This window comes from Streptomyces chilikensis, assembly GCF_001642695.1.
Lineage (GTDB): Bacteria > Actinomycetota > Actinomycetes > Streptomycetales > Streptomycetaceae > Streptomyces > Streptomyces chilikensis.
Genome location: NZ_LWCC02000173.1, coordinates 1 through 11075 on the forward strand (window position 1 = coordinate 1; position 11075 = coordinate 11075).

Here is an 11075-nt window from a genome sequence, read left to right on the forward strand (position 1 = left end):
CCGGCGGCGAGGCCCGCACCGCCCCGCAGGGCGGCAGGGGACGGCAGCCGGGCGCGCCCCGGCCGGCCCCCGCCGAGCGCGACGGAAGCGGCGGAAGCGGTGGAAGCGGTGGAAGCGGGGAGCGCGCGCGGCCCGTGGACAGCGGGCACCGCGATGACCTCCGGGCCGACTGCGCCAGCTGCTTCGGCCTCTGCTGCGTGGCGCTCCCCTTCGCCCGGTCCGCCGACTTCGCCGCCGACAAGCCGGCCGGGCAGCCGTGCGCGAACCTCCGGCAGGACTTCCGCTGCGGCATCCACGTCCGGCTGCGGGACAGCGGCTACCAGGGCTGCACCGTTTTCGACTGCTTCGGCGCCGGGCAGAAGGTCTCGCAGATCACCTTCGGCGGCACCGACTGGCGTCAGGCGCCGGAGACGGCTCGTTCCATGTTCGCGGTCTTCCCGGTGATGCGGCAGCTGCACGAACTGCTCCGGTACGTCACCGAGGCGCTCGGTCTCCCCTCCGCCCGTCCCGTCCACAAGGAGCTGCGGCGGGCGCTGGCGCGCATCGACGCCCTGTCCCGCGGCAGCGCCGAGTCGATCGCCGCGCTGGACGTCAACGCGTTGCGGGGCGAGGTCAACGGGCTGCTGCTACGGGCGAGCGAGCTGGCGCGCGCCCACGTCCCGGGCCGGAGGAAGAACCACCGCGCCGCCGACCTGATGGGCGCCCGGCTCGCCGGCGCCGACCTCCGGGGGGCGAGCCTGCGCGGCGCCCTGCTGGTCGCCGCCGACCTCGGCGGAGCCGATCTGCGCGACGCGGACCTGATCGGGGCGGACCTGCGCGACGCCGACCTGGGCGGAGCCGACCTCACCGGCGCCCTGTTCGTCACCCAGTCGCAGCTCGACGCCGCCAGGGGCGACGCGGCCACCCGGGTGCCGGCGGGGCTCCGCCGCCCCGCCCACTGGTAGGAGTCGCGGCACGGCGCGGGTGCGCGGCCGCCGCGTCCGCCGGCTCACCGACGCGCGCGAGCGGCCGGACGGCGGCCCCCGCCGGGGTCAGGCGGTCGCCTCCCGGCGCCGCGCGAGCAGGACGGCGAGCCACAGCGCGGGCAGCAGCAGGGCGGCGCCCGCGAGGTTGACCGCGCGGAAGCCTCCCGCCGCGAGGACCGGACCGGCCAGCGCGGCGACGGCGGCTCCGGCGTAGCTCATGCCGGCGTCGGCGGCGCCCTGCAGGGGCACGCGCACCCGGTCGTCGTCGACGGCGGCCAGCAGCGCGGACGCGGCGAGGGTGGACAGGGACCAGCCCAGGCCCAGCACCACCAGGGCCGCGGCGGTGAGCGCCTCGCCGCCGCCGGACGCGGCGGCGTAGCCGAGCGTGACCGCGGCCCACAGGACGCCGATGCCGAGGAAGGCGGTGCGCAGCGGGCCCCAGCGGTCGGCGAGGCGGCCGAAGAGCGGGCTGAGCCCGTACATGGCGGCGATGTGGACGCTGATGACCACGCCGACGATCCGCAGGGACATCCCGTGGTGCTGCATGTGCAGCGGCGTCATCACCATCACCATGATCATGGTGGCGTGCGCGGTGGCGAGGAGGACGACGGCGAACAGGGCGGTGGGGCGGCCCGCCGTCCAGCGGAGGGCGGCCGCCGCACCCATGGAGGCGGGCCCGGGCCCGGACGCCTCACCGGGCGCGCCGGTCCTGTCCTCCCCGCCGCGGTAGAGGGCCACGACCAGCGCGCACGCCCCCGCGAACGCCGCGCCGGAGAGCAGGTACGGGCCGGCCAGTCCGAGCACGCCGGCGGATTCGCCGACCGCCTGCCCGAAGGCGGTGAGGTTGGGCCCGGCGACCGAGCCGACGGTCGTCGCCCACACCACCACGGCCATGGTGCGGGCCCGCACCCCGGGCGCGACGCCGTCCGCGGCGGCGTACCGGGTCTGCAGGTTGCACGCCTGGGCCACGCCGAAGAGGCACAACCCCGCCATGACGAGGGCCAGTTGTCCGGCGGTCGCGGCGGCGGCGATCAGCGCGGCGCCCAGCACCGCGATCGCGTAGCCGACGCCCAGCGACCACCGGCGGCCACGCCGTGCCGCCAGCCGGGCCAGCGGCACCGCGGCCACCGCCGCGCCCAGGACACCGACCGCCTGGCCGAGCCCGGCCAGTTCGGTGGCCCCCAGCCGTTCCACGAGCAGGGTGGTCACCGTGATGCCGGAGGCCACGCCGACACCGCCGAGCAGGTTGCCCAGGAGCAGCACGCCGATGCGCCGCCGCTCACCCGTGCCGCCGCCGGCCGTCCGCCCGGTCGCCCTCATGACGCCCCCTCCCCCGGCCGCCCCACCGGTCGGGGCGGCGCTGCGGGAAGGATGCCACGCCCGGCCGACGGCCGGGTCGTGTCGTCAGGCCCTGCCGGAGGAGACCGGTGCCGCACCGGCCTCAGCGGTCGACGGGGCCGCCGCGGCACGCCGGCACGGCCGCGCGACCGGTCCCCGTCCGTGTCCCGCTCAGGCGACGGCGACCGGGGGGGGGGAACGGCCGGAGCCACGACCGGGGCCATGGCGGGAGGGGCGCGTCGCCGCGCCCCTCGCCGCCGCGGCCCGCCGCTACGGACGAGGGGGCGCGGTCGATCCTCGCGGCATCAGCGAGGGCGTCGCCACCGGCCGCGACCGGATCTCCTGGCCCGCGAGCAGGTCGAACAGCACCCGCGCGACCTCGGCGCCGAAACCGTGCACGTCGTGACTCATCGCCGACAGGGTCGGACGGGTCAGGCGGCACAGCTGCGAGTCGTCCCACGCCAGCAGGGACAGGTCGTCCGGTACGGCCAGGCCCATCTCGGCGGCCACGCCCAGACCCGCGACGGCCATGATGTCGTTGTCGTAGACGATCGCCGTGGGGCGGTCGGACGTCAGGAGCAGCATCCGGGTCGCCCGTGCCCCCTCCTCCCCCGAGAATCCCGTCTCGACGTGACGGCCGCCGTCCAGGCCCAGTTCCCGCACGGTCCGCTCGAACGCCTCGGTCCGGATGGCGCTGTGGCCGAGGCCGGCGGGCCCGCCCACGCGGGCGATCCGCCGGTGGCCGAGCGCCGCCAGGTAGCGCACGGCCTCGGCGACGGCGGTGGCGTCGTCGGTCCACACCGACGGGAAGCCACCGGTGAGGTCGGGGTGCCCCACGCCCACGGCGGGCAGGCCGAGCCGGCGCAGGGGCGCGATCCGCGGATCGTCCTGGTGGAAGTCGACCAGGATCGAGCCGTCCACCTGGCGCTCCCGCCACCAGCGCTCCTGCAGCTGGACCTCCTCCTCCAGGGAGCCGACCAGGCGCAGCAACAGGGAGCAGTCGTGTTCGGCGAGCACGCTCTCGATGCCGGAGACGAACTCCATGTAGAACGGCTCGAGCCCCAGCAGCCGGGCGGGCCGGCACAGGGCCAGTCCGATGATGTCGACCGACTGCCGGGACAGGTTGCGCGCGGAGGAGTTCGGGGCCCAGCCGAGTTGCCGGGCCGTCGCGAGGATGCGCTCCCGGGTGGCCTCCGAGACCCCCGGCTTGTTGTTGAACGCGAGCGACACGGCCCCCTTGGACACGCCGGCGGCCGCGGCGACGTCCTTGATGGTGACGCGTTCGGACGGTGTGCTCACGCGGGTTCCACGCAGAAGAGCGCCGTGCGCACGGCGTCCTCGCCGGTCTCCGCGGCGTCGCGGACCCGCAGGCGGACGCTCTCGCCGGGGAGCAGGGTGCGCAGGCCGGTGTCGCAGACCGCGTCCGGCCCCAGCCGGTCGGCCTGCAGGAGAAGGTCTCGTACCAGAGTGTGTGCAGTCACCACGACCTCGACATTACCCCTGCCCCCGCCGTCGCCCTCACCGGCCGGGGTCACCACCTCGACGTCGTAGCGGGGGGCGGGGTGGGCGAAGTCCTTGTCGGGGACGGGGAAGTGCAGGGCGCGCAGGCCGCCCGTGCCGGCCCCCGCGCCGCTTCCCGCGTCCGCCTCCGCGCCGGTCTCCGCGTCGGCGACGAGGAACTCCTCGGCGGACGCGGCGTCCGGGGCCAGGTCCCGCGGCACGGTCCGCCGGTGCACCTGGCGCGCGCCGACGGTCAGGTCGAGGACCTGTTCCGCCACCGTGCTCCCGTCCGCCCGGACGCGCCGCAGGGTGACCGGGGCGTGCCAGGGCTCGGCGGACTGGTTGACCACGGCGAGTACCGGACCGTCGGCGTCCCCGCCCGGCTGGAGGGTCAGCAGCCGGTCGGCGTAGACCCGGCGCAGTTCGTGGTACAGCGGCTTCGGGCGGCCGTCACCGTCCACGGCGGCCCAGGAGCTCACCGGCCAGCAGTCGTTGAGCTGCCAGACGACGGTGCCGGCGCACACCGGCCAGTGCGACCGCCAGTGCTCGATCCCGGTGGCCACCGCGCGGGCCTGGACGACCTGCGTGAGGTAGTGCCAGCGGTCGAAGTCGCCCTCCGGCGGCGTGAAGTGGCGCGCCAGGCCCCGGGCGAGCTTCCCGTTGCCGTCCTCCGCCTTCTGGTGGTGGAGCATGCCCGGCGAGTCGGGGGCGAGGCTCTCCCCGGGCAGCGCGCGCCGCAGGGTCGCCATCGCGGGCGGCGCCTGCCAGCCGAACTCCGCGACGAAGCGCGGCACCGAGTCGCGGTACTCGGCGTAGTCTCGGCGGTTCCACACCTCCCAGGAGTGGTGGGTGCCGTGCGCCGGGTCGTTGGGGTGGTGGTCCCACGAGCCGGACCAGGGGCTGCCGGCCGTGTAGGCGCGGGTGGGGTCGAGTTCGGCCACCACGCGCGGCAGCAGGTCGAGGTAGTAACCGCCGCCCCAGGAGTCGCCGTCGAGCGCGGGCTCCCAGCCCCAGTCGCAAAAGCCCCACAGGTTCTCGTTGTTGCCGTTCCAGAGCACCAGGCTGGGGTGGGGCATCAGCCGGACCACGTTGTCGCGCGCCTCGGCCTCCACCTCGCCGCGCAGCGGCTGCTCCTCCGGGTAGGCGGCGCAGGCGAAGAGGAAGTCCTGCCAGACCATCAGGCCCAGTTCGTCGCAGGCGTCGTAGAAGGCGTCGTCCTCGTAGATGCCGCCGCCCCAGATCCGCACCAGATCGACGCCGGCGCCGGCCGCCTGCTCCAGCCTGGCGCGGTAGCGCCCGGGGGTGACGCGGGAGGGGAAGGCGTCGTCGGGGATCCAGTTCACGCCGCGCACGAAGACGGGTACGCCGTTGACGAGGAAGGTGAAGGCGGTGCCGTGCTCGTCCGGGGAGCGGTCCAGCACGACGTCGCGGAACCCGATCCGGCGCGTCCAGTGGTCGAGCCGCCCGTCGTCCGCGCCGCCGGCGGCGTCGTCGGCCGCGTCCTGGTCGACGAGGGTGACGTCGAGGTCGTACAGGGGCTGCTCGCCGTACCCGCGGGGCCACCAGAGCTCGGCGTCCGGCAGTTCGAGGGTCAGCACCGCCGCGTTCCCGTCCACCGCGGCGCGGGCGCGGATGCCGCCGGCCCGGGCGCGCACCTCGAGGCGGCGGCCGGCGCCCCGCCCGGTCCGCTCGACGTCCACGCGCAGTTCCACCCTGCCGACGCCGTCGCGCACCGTCACCAGGGGACGCACCCGCGCCAGCCGGGCCGTCGACCACCGCTCCAGGCGGACCGGCCGCCACATCCCGGCGGTGACCAGCGTCGGCCCCCAGTCCCAGCCGAAGCCGCACGCCATCTTGCGGACGTACTGGAAGGGCTCCGGGTAGACGTTCGGCCGTTCCCCCGTCAACGCCCTCACCGCGTCGGCCTCGTCGTAGGCCGACGCGAACTCGACCCGCAGCAGGCCGTGGCGGCCGGTGACGTCGAAGCGGTACCGCCGGTGCATGTTGCGGGTCCGGCCCAGCTCCTGGCCGTCGAGGGTGATCAGGGCGGCGGTGTCGAGGCCGTCGAAGACCAGGTCGGTGCGTTCGTGGGGCTGTTCCGCGGCCTCGTCCGGCTCCAGCGCACGGGAGTAGGTCCAGGCCCGGCGGCCCACCCACGCCACCTCGTGCTCGTTGAGGCCGAGGTAGGGGTCCGGGATCCGGCCGGCCGCGAGCAGATCGGTGTGGACGCAGCCGGGGACCCGGGCGGGCAGCGGGTCCCCGTCGTGGTCGAGGCTCCAGCCCTCGGTGAGCTGGACGAGTTCCTTCATCGGCAAACTCCTTCGACGGGGCGTGGGTGCGTGCGCGTGCCTCGTTCTTGCGCGGCGCGCCCAACCTAACGCCCGGGAGTGAACCGGTCTAGAGCCAACGGCACGCACCGTTTCCCGCCACCGGGCCCGCTCTGAACAGGGCAGGCATGAAGACCCGTCACGCGAGCCGCCAAGGCTCGGACCCATTGCCGACAGCCCGGGAGAGCAGCGGACTTTACCGGTTCACCGGAACGCCGACGGACGGCGGCGGCGTACGGCACGCGGCGGCCCGTGGGCTCCCGGCCGCCACGGCCGACGGCGCACCGCCGGGAACCGGGCCGGCCGGCGGTCGCCCGGCCTCCGCGCGTGCCTCTTTCGTGGCAGACCCCGGCGCGATTCCGGCGGGCGCCCCGCGGCCGCGGCGGGGGTGCGGAGCCGCGAAGCCGTTCCGGACACGCAGGGCGCACTCCGCCCACCGGACACGCCTCACCGCACGTCCGGCACGCCGCGCCCGCCTCCGGTCTTCCGGCCCGCGGGGCGAGAACGCCGGTGACCAGCCGGAACGTGACCCTGGAGACGTCTTCGGCACGGCCGGGCGGCCCGCACCGGCCGCGGACGGCGGCGTACTTCCCCTCCGCCGAATTCCCCGTCCGCCCTGGACGCCGCGCACCGGTCACGCTCACCGCGCTACAGGCGTGCCGCATACACAAGGAGTGCCGCCAGGAATGACGGTCGGGGGACATGGGCGTGGCTGTTTCGAATCGCTATTCTGCGTTCGAAGGTTGAATGAACGATCGAATCAAGATCGTTCAAATGTAAATTCTCCAAATCCCCCCCACGAGGAGCAGTCATGACTGTGCCGTCGAACGAACGCCCGGAACTGTTACGTACGGCAACCCCTGTGGTGCATGCCGCCTTCCGCGTGGTGACGGGCTTCTTCTTCGCCTGCCACGGCGCCGCCTCGCTCTTCGGCGTCCTGGGCGGGGCGCATGGCGGAGGCACCGTGCCCACCCTGCAGTGGCCCGGCTGGTGGGCCGCGGTCATCCAGCTCGTGGGCGGCGGCCTGGTGGCCCTGGGACTCTTCACCAGGGTGGCGGCCGTCATCTGCTCCGGTTCCATGGCGTACGCCTACTTCAGCGTCCACCAGTCGAACGGACTGTTCCCCATTGTGAACGGCGGTGAACTGTCCGCCATGTTCTGCTGGGCGTTCCTGCTGATCGCCTTCCTCGGCCCGGGAGCCTTCGCCGTGGAGACGGCTTTGCGTCGCAGGCCCGCCGTCAAGGCCGACGGAGGCGCGACTCCGGTGAGGACGTCCTAGGACCCCTCCCGAACGGCCTCCCGCGACGGGCCCCCTCATCGCCGGCGGGGCCCGCTGCGGGAACCCTCCCGAAGGCCCGGCCGGCGGCCCGCCGCGGTCAGGCCTTCGGGGGGATGTTGGGATTGAGGCGGAAGAGGTTGTCCGGGTCGTAGGCCGCCTTGACCGCGGCCAGGCGTGCGTAGTTGGCGCCGAAGCTCTCGCGGACGAGTTGCTCGCCCTCCTCCAGGAAGCCCGGGAAGTTGAGGTAGATCCCGCCGGCGGAGAAGTCGCGCAGGGCGGCGAAGGTGTCGCGGACCCAGGCGACGTTGCGCTCCGAGTCGGCCGCGTCCGACCAGTTGCCCTCGATGCCGATGAGGTACGGGGCGCTTCGGCCGGAGAAGGCGGTCTCCGGCTCCGGGACCCGCGCCATCGCGCCCCCCTGGAACCAGACGTCGACCGTCGAGGCGGGGGACGGCGCCCGGACGGCGTGGTCCACGAGGCGGTCGATCGTCTCGTCGGTCAGGCCGGGCAGGCTGACGGACTTCCAGTAGTAGCGGTCACCGTCGGGGTAGTCCTCGTCGAGGAGCGACTGGGCCGCCAGGTAGGTGGTGACGCCGCTGAGGTCGAAGAGGGGCTCGGTGATCTCCCTCAGCGGGCGCAGGGCCGCCTCCCCCTCCGCGGGGTCACCGGGATGGAGGGCCAGGAGCGCGACGAACGGCTCCCCGTGCAGGTCCGCGGGCAGCGCGTCGTCCGCCGGGACGCGCCCGAGCACGCCGAGCGGTGCGGCTCCGTCGTCCGGCGTGCCGGCCAGGTGGTTCTCGCAGAAGCGCAGCACCTCGCGTGCGTGGCGGGCGGGGTAGTACACGTTGCAGAGGAAGAGTTCCGGGCCGACCGGGTGCAGCCGGTACTCGAACGACGTGACGACCCCGAAGTTCCCGCCGCCGCCGCGGATCGCCCAGAAGAGGTCCGGGTGGTGGTCGGTGTCGACGGTGAGGACGCTGCCGTCGGCGGTGACCACCGTCGCGCGGAGCAGGGCGTCGCAGCTCAGCCCGTGCGCGCGGCGGAGCCAGCCCATGCCTCCGGAGAGGGTCAGGCCCGCGATGCCGGTCTCCGACACCACACCGAGCGGTGCGGCCAGTGCATACGGCTGGGTCGCCCGGTCGACGTGCCCCAGGGTGCAGCCTCCCTGGGCCCGGGCGGTGCGCTCCCCGGCGTCGACCTCCACACCGGTCATCCTCGACAGGTCGACGACCAGGCCGCCGTCGCACAGGGCGTGGCCCGCCACGCCGTGCCCGCCGCCGCGCACGGAGAGCGGGAGGCGCCGGTCACCGGCGAAACGCACCGCCGCGGCGACGTCCTCGTCGCTCTCGCACCGCGCCACCAGCGCAGGTCTCCGGTCGATCATGCCGTTCCAGAGCCGCCGGGCCGAGGCGTACTCCGCGTCGCCCGGACGGAGCAGCGTGCCCCGCAGGGTGCTCCTGAGCGTCTCCACGAGGGAGGCGGGGATCTCGTCCGGGTTCCTGTCTTCCGCGCCCACGCGGATCACCTCCTGCGCCCAGCCTCACCCGGAGCGGGACGGGGCGCGACCCGCGCGTGGCCGATGCGGTGACCGCCCGCCGCACCGGCCGGTCCGGACGGAAGGCGTCCGGGCCCTCCGCGGCCAGGAAGGCGACGGGAGGGAGACGCGCGCACGCCGGTCCTGCGGCCGGCTTGCCGCGGGACCGGCGTGCGACGGGGCGGGGGGTCGGCTGCCGGGGTGGGGGATCAGCTGCCGGTGCGGGCGCAGGGCGTCTCGTTGAGGCGGAAGCGGCCCGGTGTGGAGGCGTCTCCCGCGTGGGTGACCAGGTAGCCCAGGGTGACCGAACCGCCCGGCGGGATCACCGCGTTGTGGCCGGCGTCGGAGGCGGTGTGGATGTCACCGAGGCGGGTCAGGTCGGTGTTCCAGTCGGAGGTGACGGTCTGCCCGTAGGGCAGCGGGAACTCCAGCGACCAGCCGTCGACCGGCGTGGTGCCGGTGTTGGTGACGGTGAGGTCGACGGTCATGCCGGTGCCCCAGGCGGTCTTCCTGACGTCGACCTCGCAGGTCGGCCGGGTGCGCTCGAACGACACCTTGTGCAGGCCGCCGGGCAGGTCGTTGACGACGTAGAACTCGCCCTCCGTGGTGGTGCCGAACGCCGTCACCTGGGTGGGCATGTCACCGATGTCGGCCTGGCGGAACCCGCCGTTGCCGTCGGGGCGCAGCGCCCAGACGTTGGACGAGCAGTAGTCGGTGGCGATGTAGGTGCCGCCGACGAGGTCGGCGAACTGGCGGCCGCGGTAGACGTGTCCGCCGATGACCGCGCAATTGCCGTTGTAGGGCGAGTAGTAGAAGTCCTGCGGGGTGTGGCGGACGCCGGAGGCGCACTGGGCCTCGTCGAAGACCTGGGGTCCCTCGTAGCAGGACCAGCCGAGGTTGGCCCCGGCCTGCTCGCCGCGGGCCAGGTGGGTGATCTCCTCCCACCGGCCCTGGCCGACGTCGGCCACCCACATCGAACCGTCCGCGGAGTCGAAGGAGAAGCGCCAGGGGTTGCGGGTGCCCCAGAGCCAGATCTCGCCGCGGGCTCCGGCGACGCCGGCGAAGGGGTTGTCCGGCGGGACGCAGTAGGCGAGCGCATCGCAGCCGCGGCTCACGTCGAGGCGGAGGATCTTGCCGAGGAGGGTGTCCTTCCGCTGCCCGGTGTCGAACGGGTCCCCGGACCCGCCGCCGTCGCCGATCGCCCAGTAGAGCTTGCCGTCGGGGCCGAAGGCGAGCTGGCCGCCGTTGTGGTTGCTGTACTCGGCGTGCGGCTGCTGCAGCAGGACCTCGAGGCGGGAGTCGGCGAGGTGGTAGCGGGCCAGGGTGACCGCGCCGTCGGGCAGGGCGGTGTAGGCCAGGTAGATCTTCTTGCTCCGGGCGAAGTCGGGGGGCAGGGCGATGCCGAGCAGGCCGCGTTCGTTGCCGGACTCGTCGACCTCGTCGACGATGTCGAGGAGGGGCGTGGAGGAGAGGCCGGCGTCGGGGTGGTAGACCCGGACGCGTCCGGACTTCTCGGTGATGAACAGCCGCCCGGTGCCGTCGTCGGGTGCGACCAGGGCGGTCGGGCGACGGAGGCCTTGGGCCACCTGGGTGGTGGTGGCGGCGACCTCCTCGAGGGCCGGCGCCGCGGCGGTGCGGGCCTGCGGCTCCTTGGCGGGCGGGGCTTCGGCGGACGACGCCGGGAGGGACAGCGGTCCCGTCACGGCCAGCGGCAGCGCGAGCAGCAGGCCGATCCAGCGGGGGCGGCGTAAGCGTCGTAAGGACATGTACGGCTCCAGTGGGGTGGGGCGGGTACGGACGGCCGAGCGGGGACGGCGCCGTCGTGACGGGGCGACCGCGCTGCGCCGGTGGTACACGTGTGCCTCGCCGGACGCTAGTGCCTCTCCCGCGCCGATGCCAGGCCGCGTTCCCCCGCTCCGCGGACGGTGTCCCTTCCGCCGGGCGGACCCCCGCACGCGGGAGGAGACAGCGCTGGACGAGGGGACGCGGCGTGGGGCCGGTGCTGCCCGTGGGCGCCGTCGCCGTGGCGGCCGTCGGCGCCGTCGTGCCGGGGCGGGGCCGTGCCGGGCGGCGTGGGGTGCTCCCGGCGGGGGCGGGGCTCGTCGGCGTCAGCCGGTCCGGCACCGGCCGCG

General features: G+C 74.9%; 7 protein-coding genes. 2 read left to right on the forward strand and 5 right to left on the reverse strand.

The window, feature by feature from the left end; translation table 11 throughout:
• The first annotated feature begins 134 nt into the window (after positions 1-134).
• Positions 135-944: a pentapeptide repeat-containing protein gene (locus A2U95_RS30595; protein WP_166029067.1), complete on the forward strand. Its 810-nt coding sequence runs from the start codon at positions 135-137 to the stop codon at positions 942-944.
• An 87-nt stretch (positions 945-1031) separates the two neighbouring features.
• Here the strand turns inward: A2U95_RS30595 and A2U95_RS30600 are convergent, their stop codons facing one another.
• The 3 genes from A2U95_RS30600 to A2U95_RS30610 form a co-directional block, all read right to left on the reverse strand.
• The gene (locus tag A2U95_RS30600; RefSeq protein ID WP_166029069.1) at positions 1032-2285 is read right to left on the reverse strand and encodes an MFS transporter; all 1254 of its coding nucleotides are present in this window, start codon (positions 2283-2285) and stop codon (positions 1032-1034) included.
• A 288-nt stretch (positions 2286-2573) separates the two neighbouring features.
• A complete protein-coding gene (locus A2U95_RS30605) occupies positions 2574-3602 on the reverse strand; it encodes a LacI family DNA-binding transcriptional regulator (RefSeq protein WP_166029071.1) in 1029 nt (342 codons plus the stop codon).
• Positions 3599-6112, reverse strand: a complete 2514-nt coding sequence (locus A2U95_RS30610) for a glycoside hydrolase family 2 protein (RefSeq protein WP_166029072.1) — start codon at positions 6110-6112, stop codon at positions 3599-3601. The genes A2U95_RS30605 and A2U95_RS30610 overlap by 4 nt, the downstream gene beginning before the upstream one ends.
• Before the next feature lie 829 nt (positions 6113-6941).
• On the opposite strand from A2U95_RS30610, the gene A2U95_RS30615 reads away from it, so the two are divergent.
• On the forward strand, positions 6942-7409 hold the full coding sequence (locus tag A2U95_RS30615) for a DoxX family protein (protein ID WP_166029074.1): 468 nt from the start codon (positions 6942-6944) through the stop codon (positions 7407-7409).
• A gap of 97 nt (positions 7410-7506) precedes the next feature.
• Here the strand turns inward: A2U95_RS30615 and A2U95_RS30620 are convergent, their stop codons facing one another.
• Together A2U95_RS30620 and A2U95_RS30625 are read right to left on the reverse strand one after the other, a co-directional pair.
• Positions 7507-8925, reverse strand: coding sequence for an FAD-binding oxidoreductase (locus tag A2U95_RS30620; protein WP_240958453.1), 1419 nt, complete (start codon positions 8923-8925; stop codon positions 7507-7509).
• Between the two features lie 227 nt (positions 8926-9152).
• Positions 9153-10709, reverse strand: coding sequence for a PQQ-dependent sugar dehydrogenase (locus A2U95_RS30625; protein WP_166029076.1), 1557 nt, complete (start codon positions 10707-10709; stop codon positions 9153-9155).
• Positions 10710-11075 lie beyond the last annotated feature (366 nt).